Below are 18662 nucleotides of genomic sequence, written 5' to 3' on the forward strand. Positions count from 1 at the left end.
GGAGTGTTATAAAATGGCTTTTATGCCCCCTTTTGGTCCACAAGGACAGCAGCAGGCACCCGCTTCCCCACCACCGCAATTCACACCCCCGATGCCTGCCGCCTCTACATTCGCTGTTGATCCCGGAGCGATTTCCGGCTGCTTGTTCCGCAATACCTACGTTTGGCTGGTTGGCGGCAGCGGCTTCTGGTTCTATCCGGTCTTTGTTGGACGGACTTCCGTCGCAGGATTCAGGTGGAACGGCTTCTTCTGGATGTATTCCGGAGTAGATTTAAGACAAATCCAGTCGTTTACATGCTTCTAGCCAAGGCGATTCTGAAATACGTACACAAAAGCCCCTGCTCCGCTGTTTAAACAGCGGCAGGGGCTTTTACGATCTCCTTGATCATGTCTCGTTACGGCATACGTTTCTATCTAGTCTAAAAGGCGGGAAGCTTACTTGGCAGCTGCTTCCTTCTCAGCGATTTGCTGCTTGTACTGCTCCAGCAGCTCAGCCAGTGCTTTCTTAATGGCGTCTGCATTGTTGGATTCTTCGGCATCAGACAAAGCAGCCCAAGCTTTTGCGAATGGTGTATCAGCTTCTTTTGCCTCCGTGGAGGAGATGGATACAGCGATCGAAGCCTGTTCTGTCTTATTTTTCGAATCCGTCAGACTTGCTGCCGGAATAGCCATCTCATAGCGGTCTGTCTTCACTCCCGCAATATCCTTTACCGTAGCCATGCTAATGGTCAGCTTCTCGGCAGGAGTCGTTTTCTCTCCTGTGGTAGGAACAGCCACTGCATATTCGCCTGTTTTTTCTCCAGTGATATCCTTTATCTTTTCCGCATTAAAGGTAAGCTTTTCTGCTGGAATGGTCTTCACAGCTGCGGTAGAGAAGGACAGTTGGCCTGTTTGTTCTCCAGAGGCATCCTTCAGGCTTTCCGCTTTACTGACAACGATATCCTTTGTCATTTCCGAAGCGAAGGTTTTTCTGAATTGTTCCAGCGTCTTCTTCCAATCCTCCGCCGTTTCCGGCGCATACTTTTGGGCAAGAGCCAGCGGATCGGAAATCTTCGTGATCATAATTCCCTGCACGTTATTGCTATCCTTGGCGGGGACGACGATCGCTGCCAGTGTATTTACAGCAGATGTCTCGGCCTTCGAGCTGCTGTCCGCGTTAGTTACAGCCGGAGCTGCAACAGCGGAAAACATCAATGCGGATAAAGCGGTTCTTTTAAGTATGTTTTGTACGTTCATGGTTCAACACTCCTTTGGATTGGTCTAGCAAGTCCCAGTGTACGAATTAGATGTGGCATAACATGGGTCAATTTGTGGAAAATGGATGGCAAAGACCTACTCGACTAACCGTTTCACAATCGCGTCATATGCCAGAACAGCGGCCTCGGAGCAGGCGAATAAAACACACCAGCACAGTACCATCAACCCTGTGATCCGGAAGACTTTCTTGAGGACGGTATGCGGCTTCTTATCTGAACATGTTGTTTCCTTGGCCATCTTCTTCCACTCCTTTGCGTCGGCGGACCGATCACCCTGCCGGCATTCTTCATGTACAAGGGTGCTTGCAAGTTCCAGTGTAGTGAGCGGATGTGGCAGGCTATTGGTGGATTTGTGGAAAAACGATGGCATTTTCCCTCCGCCGCCTTCCCATTGGTATACTTATAAGAGAAATTCCGCTTGGAGGATATATCAATGAATAACAATTATCTCATTGCCGTCGTGGACGATGATTTGAATATACGCAATCTGGTGGAAGCCTTTTTGCAAAAAGAAAATTACCGCACGGTTGGACTTGGCAGCGCAGAAGAAGCCTGGGAACTGTGGAGGAACAGTCCCCCCGACATGTGGGTGCTGGATATTATGCTGCCCGGCATGGATGGATACGAACTTTGCCGGCGAATCCGGAGCGAGGCGGAAGTACCGATCATCATGATTTCTGCCAGAGACAATGAGGTGGATAAAATCCTTGGGCTGGAACTCGGGAGCGACGACTATCTGGTGAAGCCGTTCAGCCCGCGCGAGCTTGTGGCCCGCATTAAAAGACAGCTTCAGCGCTGGTATAAAATGAACGGCACGGAAGGACATGCAGTCGCAGCATCGCCTGTGTCAATCGAGATCGGCCGGCTGCAGCTGCTGCCGGAGGAACGCCGCGTGTTCTGGCAGGGCGAAGAAGTGGATCTCACCAGTAAGGAGTTCACGATGCTGCAGGTTTTTGCCGAAAATCCTAACCGCGCTTTTACGAGAGACGAACTGCTCACCTATGTCTGGGGAGATGATTATTTTGGCAGTGACCGTGCGGTGGACCACTTGATTAAGCGGATGCGCAAAAAAATCGGGCATCTGCCGCTTGAAGCGGTGTGGGGACATGGTTACAGGATGAGAAATAATGGAGGTGGCAGAAGCGATGAAGCTCGTTCATCAGATTAATTTGGCCTTTGGCATTGCTCTGGTATTGGTGCTTTCCGTTACCGGGATCATCATTCACTACGTGCTGCTCGATCACCTAATCGGCGCGCAGAGAAACGACCTGAAAGCCATGAGCGCGGAAATGACGGCCACTATGCAGCAGGGATACACGGCGATGAACAGTGTAGCGGTCAAAGATTATGCTTTGGCAGTACCCATTACACCTTCGAATCTCAGTGTGAACGCCATTCTGACCGATTCAACAGGCAGCATTCTCTCGGTATCTCCGTCAACGCCTTATTCTATAGAATCGTCCCCGTCTGTTGACACGGGCAAAATGGCTAAACTGCAAACGGCCACTTTCCAAAGCATCCAGAACGGCACCGCCAAGGACTTTATTACAGTCGACAATGTGACGCCTCAGGGAAAATTAACATTGTACACGCCCTTAAGCAAAATCAAAACTATTGAACAGGCGCTGCTGAAACGGCTGCTTATTATTTTCAGCACAGCGGGGCTCGTCATGCTTATCCTCAGCCTGTTTATTACAAAAAAGTTCATTGAGCCTTTAATCCAGCTGCGGGATGAGCTGAACAAAGTGAAGGAACGCCGCTTCGCTGACGTTAGTTTCGTGAAGGCCGGCGGCGAGATCGGCTCGGTGGCCAAATCGCTATTTGACATGGCCGGCGAGTTGAACCGCTTCAATCATGTGCAAAAACAATTTTTCCAAAACGCATCGCATGAATTAAAAACGCCGCTGATGTCCATCTCCGGTTATGCGGAAGGCATTCGCGACGGTGTCTTTGAAGGGGAAAACGTCCGCAAGGGGCTAGATGTCATCATGAGCGAAAGCGCACGCCTCAAAAAGCTTGTCACCGAAATGACGCTGCTCGCCAAGCTGGACAGTGAAGAGGATGTGTTCAAGGCCGAGGAAATTTGCCTCCAGGATCTGCTGACGGAAACGGTGGAACGCATGAATCCCCTTCTCGTTAAAAAAGGAATCACGCTGCATACGATGTACGAGGACATCGAGCTGGTGAAGCTGCGCGCGGATCGCGACAAGCTGCTGCAGGCGCTGCTGAACGTCGTCTCCAATGCGGTACGTTACGCCAAGCATCATATTTATATCCATGCGGAGATCCAGAACAAGCATATAGTCATTCGGATAAGTGATGACGGGCCGGGCATATCAGAGACTCTGCTCCCGTATCTCTTCCACCGTTTTGTCAAAGGAAAAGACGGCGAATCCGGCCTCGGACTCGCCATATCCCGCGCCATTGTCGAGCGCAGCGGCGGCTTAATTCAGGCTGGCAACAAACGCGGAGGTGGAGCGGTGATTTCGCTGGATTTTCCTGCGGTGCCGGGGACTTAGCAGCACTGCCCCTCCCGAAGAAACAATCTGTATAGTAATTCCCGATAAAAAAAGACCCTCGAAGGGTCTTTTTTTTGTTTATTCTGTAAGCCCCTATTTCAGCAGCTCCTGTACAAGTCGCAGCACCGAACGCAGACGCGGCTGCTTTAAATGCTCCTGTACATACCGGTAGTTCGTCAATTCAACACCGGCATCGCGAAGAGCATAGCTGAAATCTTCGTCAAAAGGGAGCCGGAATTCCCATACCCGCTTGGCGTAATTCGGAATGTTCTCCTCCATCCACGGATCCTCGACACCGGGATGGATGTAAGTCTCGCAGACACCGTCCGGCAGATGGTACAGCTTGGCGATCATCGACTGCTTAAAGCTGTCATAAGTCTCCCCTTCCTCTATGCCGAAGGGATGGGACAGCAGATAATCGGGAATCGGCACGCCAAGCGCATCCGCCAAGGCTACCACACGGGCAACCGGACGCTCGATATCGCTCAGTGAACCCAGCAGCGGGTCTTCCTTGTAGATATGCCGGAAAAAGCGCATCGGCAGCTTCCAGCGCGATACCTTCCAAAGCGTCTGTGGAAGCAGGCTCCGTCCGGTTTCCATCCCGTACAGGCTTCCCATATGATTGTCGACATGGCTAATGGCGATGCCTGCCTTCCGTGCCCGCTCATACTGGGCATCGATCTCTCTCATCGCAGCCTTCGTCTCTGCACTCTGTTCAAATTCCCTCACGGTACGGTATTGATAGCCGCTGTCGTCATGCAGCGACGGATCACCCGTCAGGCTGCGCCAACGAAGCGCTTCAAATTCGCTGGTCATCGTCAGATGCAGCCCAATGTTGGGCTGCTTCCGGCGGGCCGTCCATGCTGCCGCCTCCTCAAAGCCGGGGGCAACCGCCATAATTGTGGCTGAAGATACCTTTCCCTCTTCCAAAAGAGCCATGATCGCCTGGTTCAAGGCAGGGCTTTGTCCGAAATCGTCACAGTTGATGATGAGTTTCTTCCCCATGCGTTAAGTCCCCCCTACGGTGCGTCGTAAATTCAAATCGGGTAAGCAGCGAAATCACAATGGATACGAGAAGCAGACAGAACGGCACGACACTGATCAACACCCGGAACGTCATTTCGGGATTCGCTCCCGGCTTCTCACCGCTTTCATAGCCAAAGATTAAACCCACAATCAGAAATGCGAGAGCCGAGATCAGTCCGCTGGAACGGGTAATGAATCCGGCCACGGCCGTATATATACCCTCTCTGCGCAGGCCCGTTTTCTCTGCATCTTCATCAATGATTCTGCCGCTGACCATCGCCGGTGTCACCAGGAAGCCCGCAAGTCCGAAACCGACAGCGATTCCGGCTGCCACCCCGCTGACCAGGTTAAAGCCGAACCAGAGCGGAAGAACGGATACCGCATAGACAGCCAGCGACAACCGCCATACCTTCACCCCGTCCATCCGGCGGCAGATCCAGTACCAGACAAAAACGAGCGGAATGACCGATACGAACACAGCCGCCATAAGAATCGTGACCTGCGCTTCGCCAATTTTCAGCACATACTTCGCATAAAAAGGGATTATGGAGCTGACGAGCCCATTCACCGTCTGAGCGAATGAGTTCGAGATATTAAACAGCCAGAATTTTTTATTCTTCAGCGTTTCCTTGAATGCGGCGCCCAGCTTTAATGGCTCTCCCACGCTGTGCTCCTTGCGCTCACGAACTCCAAGCATGCAGATGAGCATGGCAATCCCGAAAACAAATGCGTAAATGATGGACATGTTGGAGAAATTCAGTGCCTTGAAAATAATCGGCGTAAGCGCCGATCCGATTAGCAGCGCCACCACCTGATAGCTTTGCTGGATAGCCGATGCCTTGGCTCGGAGACGATCACCCTGATACAGCTCAGGAAACAAGGCTCCATAGTTAACCCACAATACCGTAGATACCGCCTCAAACAAAATCAAAGCCGTCAGAAACCAGGCGAATAGTCCGTTCTGTGATAACCCTCCGGGAGGCGAGAACACCATAATAAATGTCAGCATGAACAGCGGCATAGCACCGAAAATCCACGGTCTCCTCCGACCGAGCCGGGTATTGGTGCGGTCAGACCAGTGGCCAAACAGCGGATTATTAACGGCATCCCAGATAAGAAAGATCGTGCGGGCCAGTGTTGCCAGCCCGATGCCAAGCCCCAACTTTTCCACGTAAAAGAAGCTGTAAAACGTGCTGAATGCCTGGCTCGGAACCATCATGGCAAACATACCGAGAGCGAAGGTGTACGGTGAATTGACCCATTTGCGCTGCATGCGCATTCCTCCCATACCGTGAATATCATTTGTTCTATTATATTCAACGCATGGGTTATTTTACCTTTAAGTGGGAGCCGTCATAGAAATACTTATATACTAGAAAAACATGTAACCGGAACAGAAGTGACTATAAATCTCTCTAAGAATACATATAAAAGATTTTAACAAAAAGGGACGTGGCCCGTAGGCCCCGCCCCTTTCTTATTCTCGTAATCTACCACTTTCCTCAAAACCCCAGTAAATGCAGCGGAAGGGCCAGCACCGACACCCAGATGCCGGTCAGCCCCATGCTAAAGCCGCTGACAGCGCCCATCCACTCCGAGTCCTTGAGCACGCGGGCCGTGCCGATGCCATGAGAGGTCGTACCGATGGCAACGCCGATGGCCGTCTCATCCCGGATGCCGCATAGCCGCAGCAGCGGCGGACCCATAATGCTGCCCGCAAGACCCGTCAAGACGGTGAGTACCGCCGTCAGCTCCGGATAGCCGCCATAAAGCCGCGATACCTCCATCGAGATCGGCGTTGTCGCAGACTTGGGCATAAGCGTCCAGGCCATGTCACTCGTTCCGCCCATCCACAGCACGATCAGCCCTGAGCTCAGCAGGCCGCTTAAAGCCCCAATGGTAATGCCGCCCAGGATTGGACGCCAGCTGCGGCGGATTCGCTCGGCATTTTTATAGATGGGCACGCCTAGCGCGATCGTCGCCGGACCGAGCAGGAAGCTCAGCCAGGAGCCGCCCTTCTGGTAATCGGATACCGGAATCCTGAGCACCACAAGCATGATCATAATCATGGCGCTGGTCATGAGCAGCGGCTGAACCCAAGAACGGCGGGATTGCAGCCATAAAAACAGTGCGTACACAATGACGGTAACAGCAATGCCGAATAAGGGATCAGCCGCGATGGACATGAGCATCCTCCTTCTGCTGCCGGGCCTTTCGGGCTTGCAGGCGGTTTTGCACCATCCAGCCGGTTACAAGCAAAGGCAAAAGCAGGCTCACAACTCCACTGCCCGTGATTACGGCCCAATGCTCGCGGAGATAAGGAAAGAAAGCAAGGCTGCCTACGATCACCGGCACAAAAAAAAGACTCATATATTTGAGCAAGAACGACGCCGTTTCCTCCACCTTATGGAGCGGCACCCACTTCAAAAACAAAGCCACAATAAATAAAAGCAAGCCGATCACATTGGCGGGGAGCGGCAAGCCCGTTAGACGCTGAATGAGCCAACCAGCCAGCTGAAAAAAGGCAAGTATAGCAAATCCAATCATCTTAATCCCTCCTTGTGAACGGCTCGATGTCTTGTTTAGTCTTATAGATTCTTATAGATCCTTCAGGAATTGTATGATTTTATCATGGAGTCCCGGCAGGCCTTCATGGCCGAAATCAGGGAAAACCTCGAGCTGCACCGGAGCGGTGATCTTGTTGATGGCCGCAAACTGCGTGGACGGCGGACACACGACATCCATCAGGCCAACCCCGACAAGCACGTCGGCCTTGATGCGTGGTGCTAGGTTCTGGATATCGATATATCCTAGCTTCGTGAAAATCTCTTCCTCGCGCTGATGCTGCGGATCAAAATAGCGGAAGTACGTGCTGAGCTCTTCATAAGCATGCTTGAAGAGATCCATTTCCCATGTTCTGCGGTAATCGCTCAGGAACGGATAGACCGGCGCCGCCTTCTTGATCCGTGGCTCCAAAGCTGCACATGCGATCGTCAGTGCACCACCCTGCGACCAGCCTGTTGCACCTACACGTTCTGCATCCACTTCCGGCAGATTCATGACAATAGAGGCTAGTTGCGCAGTATCCAGGAATACGTCCCGGAACAGCAGGCGATGCGGGTCCTCATTCTCCAGACCGCGGATTATATGGCCGCGATGCGTATTTCCGCGTACCCCGCCGGTATCTTCAGATAAGCCTCCCTGTCCCCGTACATCCAGGGAAGCGACGGAAAACCCAAGCGACGGATACACCATCTTGTCCATCCAGTCGCCGCTATTCCCGGTGTAGCCATGGAACTGAAGCACAGCCGGATGCGGCTCTGCAATTCCTTTGGGCCTGATGTACTTCGCATGCACTCTGGCACCGCTTACACCCGTGAAATACAAATGGAAGCATTCCGCGAACGGAAGCTGGAATTCAGCAGGGATCATCTCTACCTGGGGATCTACGGCATGCATCTCCTCAAGCGCCTTTTCCCAATAAGCATCAAAATCATGGGGTCTTGGATTGATTCCTTGGTACGTTTTCAGCTCTGATAGGGGCATATCGACTAGCGGCATCGTCATCACCTTTTTCTTCTGATTTAAACAAACTCGAGTTGACTTTGACAACTACTTTTTTTATCGGCTCGCCCATTATACCATGTTTGCCCCTTAATCCGGGCCGGTGAACATCTGTGGGAAAGAACACAGCATACATACCCGGCTCAAGCTCCAGAAGCTGCTCTGCACCTGTACTTTCATACAAACTGATGTCCTGTCCAGGACGGATTTCACGGGCGACATCCTCATCGGAATGAGCTTTCCAGCCTATGCATTCGCTCCCCCCCACCAGATAGTGGATATCAATGAACAACTCATGCTTCTCTGCCCTTGATCCGATAGGATCGAGAGACTCCAGCCCCGAAAGGGTCAGATAGATATCGGAGCCATTCAGTTCATATCTGCCTTCCTCCAATGAATCAAAATCCGTTTGATCCAGCACATCAATCACTTGCCGGAGCAATGGGTGAATATGCTGCCGGTCTTGTTCCCATTGATCCATTTTGCCGAGCATCATAAAGCCTTCCCCTCTCTGCCCGAGGCTGGCATACGCAGCGGATACTCCCATAGCTGAAGCCCTGCCCCGATCATGCCGCTGTAATTACCACGGTAAGCTGAGACAATCCGGAGACTACCGGTAAAAGAAGGCATTGCGCGCCTCATCGTTTCTTCCCGCACCCGATCTATGAAGGCCTCTCCGCTCTCAGCCACACCCCCGCCAAGCACGATCATCTCCGGGTTAAACATGTGGATGAGCGAAGCCAGCGCCGAGCCCAGCGCGCGGAAGGTCTCATCCATGATCTTACTTGCCGCGGGGTCACCCGCCTGCCAGAGGGCCATGACTTCCCGGGCGTCTACGCCGGCTGCATTTTGACCCATGTTCTCAAGCTCCTTCCGCATGCGCGCGCCGATTCCGGTGCCGGAAGCATACTGCTCCAAGCAGCCCACACCGCCGCAGATACAGGGCAGTCCGTCGAAATCCACCGACATATGTCCGATTTCTCCAGCTCCTCCCCAGCTGCCGCGCACAATTTGCCCGTCCACCATAATCCCTCCGCCAACGCCTGTTCCCAGAGCCAGACATAGAAAATGACGGAGACCTTGGGCGGCACCGAGTCTTTTCTCCGTCAGCGTCAGGACGTTCACATCATTGTCCACGAACACAGGCATCTGGAAACGCTCCTCCAGAATCCGCCGGAGCGGTGTGCCCGTATAGCCGGGAATCAGCTCCGTAGAAAAATGCACCGAACCCTGCTCCCAGTTGATCTGGCCAGCGCTGGCCACGCCAATACCGCGTATGCGGAAGAGGTCTGGGCCCCCTTCATTCTGGAATATCTTGCCAAGTATCTCCATGATCCGGTCCGGAATACTTCCTTGACCCGGCAATGTAGGCAGAGAGCAAGCGCTAAGCACTTGCCCCCTCTCGTCAACGATGCCTGCATTGATTTTCGTGCCGCCAAGATCAATACCTATGGCATACGTAGAATCGGGTGCATAAACAAGTCGTGTCATCCCCATTTTGCGCCCGCCTATCCCAAAACCACGGACATGGCATGCACGTACTGCTCGGTGATCAGCTGCGGCCTGGTGATGGCGCTGCCGACTACGACGTATTCTGCGCCGACCGCCAATGCCAAAGCCGCGTCTGCCGGTGTGGAGATTTTACCTTCGGCAATCAATACCGCTTGGGTCAGTGACTTGGCGAGCTGTGACAGGAGACGGATATCAGGTCCGGCGATTTGGGCGCTATGCGATGTATATCCCGACAGCGTGGTGCCGACGTAATCTACCCCAAGCTTCTCCGCAGCCATGCCTTCTTCAAATGTCGATACATCAGCCATGACAGCCACTCCAGCTTCATGTGCCGCATCAATCAGTTCCTTGACCATTTCGAGGCGGTTTTCACGGTCTGTCACATCCAGTGCAACGATATCCGCGCCTGCTTCAATGATTTGCTTCACTTCTGTCAACGTAGGCGTAATGAATACATCCGAGCCCGGCATCATCCTTTTAATGATGCCGATTACCGGCAGTTCCACGGCCTGCTTGATGCCCCAAATATCGGGGGCTCCGTTCGCGCGAATGCCAACGGCGCCGGATTGCTGCGCAGCCAAAGCCATTTTTACCATCGTATCTCCGCCATGCAGCGGCTCATTCTCCAGTGCCTGGCAGGACACGATCAAACCCCGGTTTTTAAATATACAATTCATATAGCAGCTCCCCCTCTTACCCAATCAGGCTTTAACTGAAGACATGGCTTCTTCTGTATACTCATGGATTTGCTTTTGCAGCAGTACAATACGTCCCTTGTCTGCCGGAGGCACCGGAAGCAGCGGCAGCCTTGGCTCACCGCATTCTACACCCTGAAGCTTCAATACGGCTTTGCAGGCGCCGTACAGGGATGGAAAGCTGAGCAGGTTCTTAATGATCTCATTGATTCTAAACTGCCACTCACGAGCTTCCTCCACTTTGCCTTCCCGGTAACAGCTCTCCACCTTCAGAAACAGCTCCGGCATCACGCCGTACGTGCCGCCGATACCACCATCAGCGCCGATACTGCGGCCTGCCAGATACTGCTCGTCAGGACCGTTCAGCACCAGAAAATCCGGGCCGCCAACGGCTTTGAACTGCTGCAGCTCATATGTGCTTTCCGAGGATATTTTCACGCCGATAACTTTATCCTGCGCAGCCATTTTCGCCAATAGATCCGTGGAAAGATTGAATCCGGTTGTTTGCGGGATATGATAGATGATAAAAGGCAGCGATGTGCTGTCGATCATCTCCTGCCAATGCCGTTCGACGCTTGCGGGTGACAGACGATAGTAAATGGCTGGAACTGCAGATATGGCGTCTGCTCCTACCGCTTCGGCATGCCTGGCCAGCTCCACGCTTTCACGGGTTGATGCCGCACCGATGTGGGCGATGATCGTCAGCTCGCTTCCGACTTCCTCCATCACAGCCTCCAGGACAACCTTGCGTTCGGCTGCCGTTTGCAGCATGCCTTCTCCGCTGCTTCCACCGACATACAGGCCTCTGACGCCCTTATCCGCGTAGTGGCGGGCAAGCTTGCGTACTCTTACAGGGTCTACGTCCCCCTCTTCGTTATAGCAGGCATAGAATGCGACAATGATTCCCTTGAATTTTTCGATATCAGACATCTCTCTTCCCATCCCTTCATTTTCATTGTTTCTTTTATCATCCAATCGATATGAGGCCTGCAATGAAGGCCTAGCCCTTGACCGCACCCATCGTAATCCCCTGTGTAAATGCCTTTTGGAATGCGAGGAAGATCGCGATCATCGGAACAGATGCAAGCGCAGCGCCGGCCATCATTACGCCGTAGTTTGTGGTGTACTCGCCCTGCAGGGTCGCAATGCCCATCGGCAGCGTCATCATGGAGGTCGAACGCGTCATAATCAGCTGGCTGAAGTAGTCATTCCAGGAACCGATAAAGGTGAAAATGGCCAGTGCTCCGAGCGCCGGTGTCAGCAGCGGCAGGATAATGGTCGAGAACATGCGGACCTCCGAGCAGCCATCGATTTTGGAAGCCTCGATAACCTCCGTTGGAATCGTCTGGGAAAACTGCTTCATCAGAAATACGCCAAACGGCCAACCAATGGCCGGTACGATCAGACCCCGGTATGTATTGACCCAGCCGAAATCAGCCAGCATCGTAAACAGCGGAACAAGGATAACCTGTTTGGGCAGCGCCATCGCAGCCACAAAGAGAGTAAAGATGATTTTCCGGCCCGGGAAGGACTTCTTCGCCAGAACATAGCCCGCCAGGGCTGCCACCAGACAAACTGCGGCCATCTCGCAGAACGATATAAAAAAGCTGTTAAACGTCCAACGCCAGACTGCATTTTTAAAGAGATCAGACCAATTTTGAAACGTAGGATGAAGCGGAAACCATTCCGGTGGAATAGCGGTCGCTGTCGTCTGCTTTTTGAACGCGCCCGTAATAATCCAGTAAAACGGAAAGATGAAAAATAGCGTGGACAGGGTCAGAATCACATTGGATATGATACCGCCGATGCTCCATTGTTTTTTGCCGGATGCTTTGGTACGGGGGATTCCCGCCTTCATTCCGGCCTGTATTGATGAACTCATCGCATGCCCCTCCTAGTACTCAACATCGCTGCCAAAGTATTTGAACTGAATGGTGGAAATAATGCCGATGATAACGGCCAGAATGACGCCCATGGCGGAAGCCATACCGAAGTTGCCTAGCTTGAATGCCTGCTCGTATACGCCGTACATGACAGTCGAAGTGCTGTAGTAAGGACCTCCGGATGTGAGCAGCTGGATAATCGCAAAGCACTGAAATGTGTTAATCGTCGTTATGACGATAATATAGAGATTGGTCGGCATCAGCATCGGCCAAATGATTTTCCGGAATATTTGCCAGGACGAAGCCCGGTCGATTTGGGCCGCTTCGATATAAGAGGTTGGAATATTGCCCAGTGAAGCGACATAGAGGATGATCGGCTGCCCCACGGATGTGGTAATGAGCACCGCGATGATCGACAGCAGAGCCGTCTTTTCATTTCCCAGCCAGGAGATCGGTTCTGCTCCGAACAGTCCGGTCAGGTAATTAAGCACGCCGTAGTTCGGGTGGTAGATCCAGCCCCATACAACCGTGATACTGACCACGGAGGAAACGGCCGGCAGGTAGAATACACCTCTGAAGAACGATCTTGCGAATTCTTTTTTACGGTAAATACTCATCGCGACAAAAATGGAAAACACAATCACGACCGGAACCGTGATGATCACGAGCAGTGATGTATTCCATAGCGATTTGATAAAAATTTCGTTGTGGAACAGATCAATGTAGTTGCTAAGGCCCACGTACTCAAATTTCCGCAGACTGTAGTTAAAAAAGCTGATGTAAATCCCTCTCAGCATCGGATATGCAACGAACACGAGGAAGAATCCGAATGCCGGGAGCAAAAACAAATAACTCATGAACCAGTCACGCAAAACATTAGGATTTATTTTTCGTACCCTTGTTTCCATGGCTCTCTCCCCTACTTTCCCATCTCTTTGTTGAAAGGAGTAGCGCACCATCAGGCGCGCTACTCCAAGCTTTTTCGGGCGACAATATGGTTTATTTACCTGCTTCAGCCTTGGCTTTGGTGATGGCTTCATCCGCCTTTTTCGCGAATTCATCCAGTGCTTCCTTGCCTGTAGCCTTGCCAAGCAGCACTCTCTGCAGTTCTGGGAACCAGAACGTACGTACTTCGGCATAACCGTCTACGATGGTTGGCGGATTGGAGTAGAAATCACGGGCTTGTTCAGCGTACGTGTACTCCGGGTCGTCGTATAGACCAGTAATAGAGCTGCGTGCAGACAAACCGCCGGTTTGGATCAGATCCTTCTTGCCCCATTCCGGATCATTGGCAATAAAGTCGATCAGCTTCTTGGAAGCGGCAATTTTGGCATCATCCCCATTGTTGAAAATGGCCATGCCGCCAAGGTAAGGCTCCAGCTTCGGCTTCGCGCCGTCAATGGTAGGGAACGGCACCAGAACATCTTCAAATTCTGCTTTTTTCAGCGTTTTGTTTTGTGCTCTGAGAACCGGTGAGTAGTTCAGCGTAATCGCCAGCTTGCCTTGCAGGAACAAGTCGTTGACGTCACCGCCGGTGAGGGATTCGGAGCCCGAAACAACCAGCTTATCCTTCACGCCTTGTCTGATCCAGTCCAAAGCCGCTCCGGCTTTGTCCGTGTTGATCGCGATTTTGGAATAATCGTCGTTCAGGAAGCTTGCGTTGCCCAGGTTGGCGATATAAGCACGCGTGCCTTGGTCTCCGGCCTGGCTTTTCGCAAAAAATCCGGAAGGAATGATATCAGGAGCTTTTTCTTTCACAGCCTGCAGTGCTTTTTTATATTCATCAAACGTCCAGGTACGGTCTGGACGGTCCAGCGGCAGCAGATCAAGCGCGCCGATTTTTTCGAATACGGTTTTGTTGACGCCCATCATGAATGGAGCGGTATTAATTGGATACATATACGTTTTGTCGCCGACCATGGACTGCTTCCAGAGCGCTTCCGGAACGTCTTTTCTGACTTCATCCGTCACCATGTCATCCAGCGGAGCGAGCAGGTCCTTCTTGGCCCAGTCGAGGATCCGGCCTGGCGCGTCATAGATAACATCCGGAGCGGTATTCGAAGCAATGGCAACATTCAGCTTTTCCGGTCCGGCTTCGAACGTGATCATCTCCAGATTGACCTTAATCTCAGGGTATTTCTTGTTGAAGGCCTCGATAATCTGCTTCTCATACTTGCCGACTTCCCCGTCAAGCGCCTGAAAGCTCGGGAAGTTCCACCACGTGATTTCTACGGGCTTGGCCGTATCCTTCGGTGTTTCTGCGGTTGTTTCTTTCTTGTCATTGCCTGCCGGCTCGGTTGTTTTCGCCGAATCACTTGTCGATCCGCAAGCAACGAGCTGGGTACCGATCAATGTAATGCCTAGGAGCGTCATCAGCCCTTTTTTTACTGTTCTCATTTCTTACCCCCCTGAATGGTTTGAAATTGTTTTGGTATAGCGCTTACAAGTGTAATTATAGGGGCACTCGTCTATTTTCTTGAATACCCTAATTTTTACTTTCATCCCTCAAAATTGACCCTTATGACAAACTCCTTCACTCGGGTTCCCATTTTCCATATATTGTTTTTTATCTTCGATTCGCTTCCTATACAATCGTAAATAACCTCAAGGATTCTATAGAATCCTTATACGAGATTGTCGACCAACCGCGATGATATATTTGCAACAGAAAAATATAACTATAACAACGAATTACCGGGGGCTAAGGCGATGTATAAATTGATGATTGTTGAGGACGAGCCGTTAATTCGCATGGGACTTCAAAAGTATCTGGACTGGAAGGAGCTTGGCTTTCATGACATCGTGGAAGCCGAGAACGGGGCTGAGGGCGTGGAAACCGCACTGAAGGAAAAGCCCGACCTTATCATTACAGACATCCGGATGCCGCTTATGGACGGGCTGGAAATGATCGGCTCCCTGCGCCATAGGCTGCCCGAGACGCTTTTTGTCATCTGGACCGGCTACAATGAATTCGAATATGCCCAGGAGGCCATCCGCCTCGGTAATGTGTCCGCATACCTGTTAAAGCCGCTGCAATATGAGGAGAGCCTTAAGACCATTCAGGATTGTGTCCGTCAGTTGGAAACGAAACGCGAGCAAGAGCGGCTGGCTGCCGCCATGCAGCATAATCTGGCCGAAAATATCCAGCTGAAGCGGAGTCATTTCGTCAAACAGCTGCTTGAGGATGGAGAAGCTCCGGCGGACCCGAGACAGCTGGCTGCCTTGTGCGGAATGGACGAGGCAAATCTGCGCATGCAGCCCTTTGTGCTCTCCTATGTGCCAGACTCTGTGCCTTCACCGCAGTCCAAATCCTGGTGGCGGCAAAATGCCGAACAGCTGCTTGTATCCATGCTGCAGAATATCCTACCTTCCATGGAACGTCAGGTCCTATTCAGCTACATGTCCCTCAATAAAATGTATGCGTTTACAATAATGGATGAGGAAAATACCCCACTCCTTCTGAGCCCTGCGCTGCACAGGGACGCAGAAGCTTTCCTCCGGAGCGCATCGGCAAAGCAGCGTATCCGGCTATTCTTGGCGCAGGGGCAGGCAGCTTCTGATCTCAAAGTCCTTTCTGCCCTGATGCAGCAAGCCAACCAGGCGTTGTTTATGCGGTTTGCCCAGGAGGGCCGGCATGTGTATGAGCTTCGGTCTGCATCAGCTGAACCTTTAAAGACAAGCAACATTCATCTAGGGGACAAGGACAAAATGCAGCTGATTTCCTGCCTGGAGCAGGGCGAAATGGAGCTGCTGAAACAACTTATGGACCGGCTGGCGCATGATCTGCAAGCCAAAACCGGTCAGATCTCTATGGAGCAAAGTCTCGGTTTCATCCAGGAAGTGATTGCGACGGGCATACGGTACGCAGGCAAGCATGGCATCAATATCGAGGAGATGTATCATCAGAGGCTGCTTTATTTACGGTTTGTGGATGATTTTGACTCCATGCCGGCCTTGTTTGAGTGGCTTGCCGGCTGGATGCTGCAGCTGCGTGCGGATGCCGGGCAAGCCGCAAAGGGTGGTGCCGATATCGCCATATTTGAGCAGATTGAGGCCTATATTCTTCAGCATATCGATCAGGAGATTACCCTGCAGATGGTTGCGGACCGCTTTTTCTACAATCCATCCTATCTCAGCCGCCTGTTCAAGACCAAGCTGAATAAAAATTATATGGCCTTTGTGACAGAAATACGTATTGCATTTTCCAAGCGCTGCCTCCTGCAGTCCAAGGTTCCGATGACGGATGTGGCCCAGATGTGCGGCTATGCCAGCTATAAGCATTTTGTTAAAACCTTTCGCAAATTAACGGATATGACACCCTCCGATTACCGGAAGCAAATGGGGATGATGGATTGAAAAGCTCATTGTGGCTGCGCAGAATTTTTCATATGAGGCATCTCAACACCCAAATTTTCGTGCTGATGATCCTGACGGTCACCATCCCGCTTCTGATCATCTCGGCCATTATTTATTCCGCCTCCTTGCAAACGGTCAAATCGGAATACACCAGCAGCTCCGACCTCATCCTGAACAATTTATCCTTCAATATCGACCAGTATCTGCAGAGTATTGAAAAGGGAACACTTTATGCGCATATGGACGGACAGCTGCAGAACGCGCTGGAAAAATGGATCAACAACCCGGACGATGACCAGAAGCTCTCCTCCCAGTACATCATCCAGCATTTTATCAGCACGCTCGAAATGACCATCAAAAACGTCGACAGCGTGCAAATTTACGCCGGTCATCAGCTTTTTTACTCGGCCAATTTCAACCGTGCGGACCTTCATTACGAAAATTTCGAGCAGGAGGACTGGTACCTCAAAACGCTCGCAAAAAAGGGTGGCATTGTCATCTTCGGCACGCATACCCCCTTCCACAAGATCGATACGAAAGAAAAGGTGATCTCGATCGCAAGGGTCATTAACAAAACCGGCGGCAAGCAGCCGCTTGGCGTTATGCTGGTGGATATCCGTCTGGATTCCCTGCGCGAAATTCTGAGCCTGTCCGAGAATACCAAGCGGAATTTTGCCATTACGGACCCTTCCGGAGCCATTATTTACGCATCAAAAAACCCGGATTTTTCGAAGCCGATGCAAATTGACAGCCAAAAGTTCGAGCAGGTGCTGGGTCAGCAGACAGGCAGCTTTTACAGCTATTTTGAGGGTCATGATTCCTACTTCAACTTCGTCACCTCCCCTTATTCCGGCTGGAAGGTCATTCAATATACGAATGAGAAGGAAATGACCAAGGATTCCGCAATGCTCGGCCGGATCATTCTCTTCCTTGCGGTCGGCTCAATCGGTATGGCCATCATTTTCCTCCTCATCATGCGGGCACGCGTAACGAGGCCGATTATATTCCTGAAACGTCAGGTGGAACGGGTCGGTATGGGTAATTTCGACGTGGACTTGGGAAGCAAACGGCAGGATGAATTTGGCGTGCTGTATCAGGGTCTGCGCAAAATGACCCAAGAGCTGCAGGATTATATCGAACGCTCCTCCAAAGCCAAGGTGCAGCAGAAGATTGCAAGGCTGGGAGCGCTGAAGAGCCAGATTAATCCGCATTTTCTCGCCAATGCCCTGGAATCGGTGCAAATGAAGGCAATCCTGAACGACCAGCGTGAAATCGGGGAAATGATCGGCACGCTGGGGCAGTTGTTCCGCATCCATACCAAAATGAGCAAGGATATCGTCTCCCTGGAACAGGAACTCCAGCATATCCGGCTGTATATCAAGGTGCAGCAGATGCGTTTCGGGGATAAGATCCAATATTCTGAGCAGCTCGAACCGCATACGGAATCTTTGCAGGTCGTACACTTCTCTTTGCAGCCGCTGATCGAAAATGCCATTATTCACGGCCTGGAAAGAAGAGTCGGCCCCGGACTGCTGGAGGTGTGCGCGGTGCAAAATGAGAATCAGCTTCTGATTACCGTTCGCGACAACGGCGCCGGCATGAGTGCGGATCAGCTTGTGGCACTGCAGCGGCGTCTGGCCGAGCAGTCCGAATCAGGTGATGATAACCATATCGGTCTGGTTAACGTGCAGGAACGCATTCACCTCTATTTTGGCACGCATTACGGTATGACCATCGACAGTCACCTCGGCATCGGTACGACGATCACAATCCGGCTGCCGGCGGTACAGAGTAGTCCATAACGTATTCTTGGTTTGATCCTCCTCCATGATCAATTGAAGCAAAGCATAA

Annotated in this window: 19 protein-coding genes; 5 read left to right on the forward strand and 14 right to left on the reverse strand. The window is 51.8% G+C overall.

Annotated elements, in window-relative coordinates:
- The first annotated feature begins 13 nt into the window (after positions 1-13).
- Positions 14-304 carry a transporter gene (locus KJS65_RS17985; RefSeq protein ID WP_136607772.1) on the forward strand — a complete coding sequence of 97 codons (291 nt, stop codon included), beginning with the start codon at positions 14-16 and terminating at the stop codon, positions 302-304.
- 131 nt (positions 305-435) lie between these two features.
- Here the strand turns inward: KJS65_RS17985 and KJS65_RS17990 are convergent, their stop codons facing one another.
- Both KJS65_RS17990 and KJS65_RS17995 read right to left on the reverse strand, forming a co-directional pair.
- The gene (locus KJS65_RS17990) at positions 436-1236 is read right to left on the reverse strand and encodes a hypothetical protein (protein WP_213651244.1); all 801 of its coding nucleotides are present in this window, start codon (positions 1234-1236) and stop codon (positions 436-438) included.
- Positions 1237-1332: 96 nt separating this feature from the next.
- Entirely contained in the window at positions 1333-1626 is a 294-nt protein-coding gene (locus KJS65_RS17995) for a hypothetical protein (RefSeq protein WP_213651245.1), read from the reverse strand.
- Positions 1627-1689: 63 nt separating this feature from the next.
- Here KJS65_RS17995 and KJS65_RS18000 point away from each other — a divergent pair, with 63 nt between their 5' ends.
- Both KJS65_RS18000 and KJS65_RS18005 read left to right on the forward strand, forming a co-directional pair.
- Positions 1690-2424: a response regulator transcription factor gene (locus KJS65_RS18000; RefSeq protein WP_213651246.1), complete on the forward strand. Its 735-nt coding sequence runs from the start codon at positions 1690-1692 to the stop codon at positions 2422-2424.
- Positions 2384-3775 carry a sensor histidine kinase gene (locus KJS65_RS18005; protein ID WP_244864614.1) on the forward strand — a complete coding sequence of 464 codons (1392 nt, stop codon included), beginning with the start codon at positions 2384-2386 and terminating at the stop codon, positions 3773-3775. Before KJS65_RS18000 ends, KJS65_RS18005 begins: the two co-directional genes overlap by 41 nt.
- 93 nt (positions 3776-3868) lie before the next feature.
- Here KJS65_RS18005 and KJS65_RS18010 read toward each other — a convergent pair whose 3' ends face one another.
- From KJS65_RS18010 to KJS65_RS18065, 12 genes are all read right to left on the reverse strand, one after another.
- Positions 3869-4780, reverse strand: coding sequence for a polysaccharide deacetylase family protein (locus tag KJS65_RS18010; RefSeq protein WP_213651247.1), 912 nt, complete (start codon positions 4778-4780; stop codon positions 3869-3871).
- Entirely contained in the window at positions 4752-6074 is a 1323-nt protein-coding gene (locus tag KJS65_RS18015; RefSeq protein ID WP_213651248.1) for an MFS transporter, read from the reverse strand. Before KJS65_RS18015 ends, KJS65_RS18010 begins: the two co-directional genes overlap by 29 nt.
- Positions 6075-6303: 229 nt before the next feature.
- Entirely contained in the window at positions 6304-6987 is a 684-nt protein-coding gene (locus tag KJS65_RS18020) for an LrgB family protein (protein ID WP_213651249.1), read from the reverse strand.
- Entirely contained in the window at positions 6971-7348 is a 378-nt protein-coding gene (locus KJS65_RS18025) for a CidA/LrgA family protein (RefSeq protein ID WP_136607765.1), read from the reverse strand. Before KJS65_RS18025 ends, KJS65_RS18020 begins: the two co-directional genes overlap by 17 nt.
- Before the next feature lie 51 nt (positions 7349-7399).
- Entirely contained in the window at positions 7400-8362 is a 963-nt protein-coding gene (locus KJS65_RS18030; RefSeq protein WP_213651383.1) for an acetylxylan esterase, read from the reverse strand.
- Entirely contained in the window at positions 8295-8861 is a 567-nt protein-coding gene (locus tag KJS65_RS18035; protein ID WP_213651250.1) for a NanQ anomerase/TabA/YiaL family protein, read from the reverse strand. The genes KJS65_RS18030 and KJS65_RS18035 overlap by 68 nt, the downstream gene beginning before the upstream one ends.
- Positions 8858-9862 (reverse strand): ROK family protein, encoded by a 1005-nt coding sequence (locus tag KJS65_RS18040; RefSeq protein WP_213651251.1) that lies wholly within the window; start codon positions 9860-9862, stop codon positions 8858-8860. Before KJS65_RS18040 ends, KJS65_RS18035 begins: the two co-directional genes overlap by 4 nt.
- An 11-nt stretch (positions 9863-9873) precedes the next feature.
- Complete coding sequence (locus tag KJS65_RS18045; protein WP_213651252.1) at positions 9874-10554, reverse strand: N-acetylmannosamine-6-phosphate 2-epimerase; 681 nt, start codon at positions 10552-10554, stop codon at positions 9874-9876.
- Positions 10555-10578: 24 nt separating this feature from the next.
- A complete protein-coding gene (locus KJS65_RS18050; RefSeq protein ID WP_213651253.1) occupies positions 10579-11502 on the reverse strand; it encodes a dihydrodipicolinate synthase family protein in 924 nt (307 codons plus the stop codon).
- A 70-nt stretch (positions 11503-11572) separates the two neighbouring features.
- Complete coding sequence (locus tag KJS65_RS18055) at positions 11573-12454, reverse strand: carbohydrate ABC transporter permease (protein WP_244864615.1); 882 nt, start codon at positions 12452-12454, stop codon at positions 11573-11575.
- Positions 12455-12466: 12 nt separating this feature from the next.
- Positions 12467-13363: a carbohydrate ABC transporter permease gene (locus KJS65_RS18060; protein ID WP_136607759.1), complete on the reverse strand. Its 897-nt coding sequence runs from the start codon at positions 13361-13363 to the stop codon at positions 12467-12469.
- A 91-nt stretch (positions 13364-13454) separates the two neighbouring features.
- The gene (locus KJS65_RS18065) at positions 13455-14852 is read right to left on the reverse strand and encodes an ABC transporter substrate-binding protein (protein ID WP_213651254.1); all 1398 of its coding nucleotides are present in this window, start codon (positions 14850-14852) and stop codon (positions 13455-13457) included.
- Between the two features lie 312 nt (positions 14853-15164).
- Between KJS65_RS18065 and KJS65_RS18070 the strand changes: the two genes are divergently transcribed.
- Both KJS65_RS18070 and KJS65_RS18075 read left to right on the forward strand, forming a co-directional pair.
- Positions 15165-16811, forward strand: coding sequence for a response regulator (locus tag KJS65_RS18070; protein WP_213651255.1), 1647 nt, complete (start codon positions 15165-15167; stop codon positions 16809-16811).
- A complete protein-coding gene (locus tag KJS65_RS18075; RefSeq protein WP_168929011.1) occupies positions 16808-18613 on the forward strand; it encodes a cache domain-containing sensor histidine kinase in 1806 nt (601 codons plus the stop codon). Before KJS65_RS18070 ends, KJS65_RS18075 begins: the two co-directional genes overlap by 4 nt.
- The last annotated feature ends 49 nt before the right edge of the window (positions 18614-18662 follow it).

It is taken from the genome of Paenibacillus sp. J23TS9 (assembly GCF_018403225.1).
GTDB lineage: Bacteria > Bacillota > Bacilli > Paenibacillales > Paenibacillaceae > Paenibacillus_AQ.

Excerpts from the sequence above, each read along its gene's own strand:
- KJS65_RS17985 (WP_136607772.1), top strand. The coding sequence starts at position 14 with ATGGCTTTTATGCCCCCTTTTGGTCCACAAGGACAGCAGCAGGCACCC.
- KJS65_RS17990 (WP_213651244.1), bottom strand. The coding sequence starts at position 1,236 with ATGAACGTACAAAACATACTTAAAAGAACCGCTTTATCCGCATTGATG.
- KJS65_RS17995 (WP_213651245.1), bottom strand. The coding sequence starts at position 1,626 with ATGCCATCGTTTTTCCACAAATCCACCAATAGCCTGCCACATCCGCTC.
- KJS65_RS18000 (WP_213651246.1), top strand. The coding sequence starts at position 1,690 with ATGAATAACAATTATCTCATTGCCGTCGTGGACGATGATTTGAATATA.
- KJS65_RS18005 (WP_244864614.1), top strand. The coding sequence starts at position 2,384 with ATGGAGGTGGCAGAAGCGATGAAGCTCGTTCATCAGATTAATTTGGCC.
- KJS65_RS18010 (WP_213651247.1), bottom strand. The coding sequence starts at position 4,780 with ATGGGGAAGAAACTCATCATCAACTGTGACGATTTCGGACAAAGCCCT.
- KJS65_RS18015 (WP_213651248.1), bottom strand. The coding sequence starts at position 6,074 with ATGCAGCGCAAATGGGTCAATTCACCGTACACCTTCGCTCTCGGTATG.
- KJS65_RS18020 (WP_213651249.1), bottom strand. The coding sequence starts at position 6,987 with ATGTCCATCGCGGCTGATCCCTTATTCGGCATTGCTGTTACCGTCATT.
- KJS65_RS18025 (WP_136607765.1), bottom strand. The coding sequence starts at position 7,348 with ATGATTGGATTTGCTATACTTGCCTTTTTTCAGCTGGCTGGTTGGCTC.
- KJS65_RS18030 (WP_213651383.1), bottom strand. The coding sequence starts at position 8,362 with ATGCCGCTAGTCGATATGCCCCTATCAGAGCTGAAAACGTACCAAGGA.
- KJS65_RS18035 (WP_213651250.1), bottom strand. The coding sequence starts at position 8,861 with ATGATGCTCGGCAAAATGGATCAATGGGAACAAGACCGGCAGCATATT.
- KJS65_RS18040 (WP_213651251.1), bottom strand. The coding sequence starts at position 9,862 with ATGGGGATGACACGACTTGTTTATGCACCCGATTCTACGTATGCCATA.
- KJS65_RS18045 (WP_213651252.1), bottom strand. The coding sequence starts at position 10,554 with ATGAATTGTATATTTAAAAACCGGGGTTTGATCGTGTCCTGCCAGGCA.
- KJS65_RS18050 (WP_213651253.1), bottom strand. The coding sequence starts at position 11,502 with ATGTCTGATATCGAAAAATTCAAGGGAATCATTGTCGCATTCTATGCC.
- KJS65_RS18055 (WP_244864615.1), bottom strand. The coding sequence starts at position 12,454 with ATGAGTTCATCAATACAGGCCGGAATGAAGGCGGGAATCCCCCGTACC.
- KJS65_RS18060 (WP_136607759.1), bottom strand. The coding sequence starts at position 13,363 with ATGGAAACAAGGGTACGAAAAATAAATCCTAATGTTTTGCGTGACTGG.
- KJS65_RS18065 (WP_213651254.1), bottom strand. The coding sequence starts at position 14,852 with ATGAGAACAGTAAAAAAAGGGCTGATGACGCTCCTAGGCATTACATTG.
- KJS65_RS18070 (WP_213651255.1), top strand. The coding sequence starts at position 15,165 with ATGTATAAATTGATGATTGTTGAGGACGAGCCGTTAATTCGCATGGGA.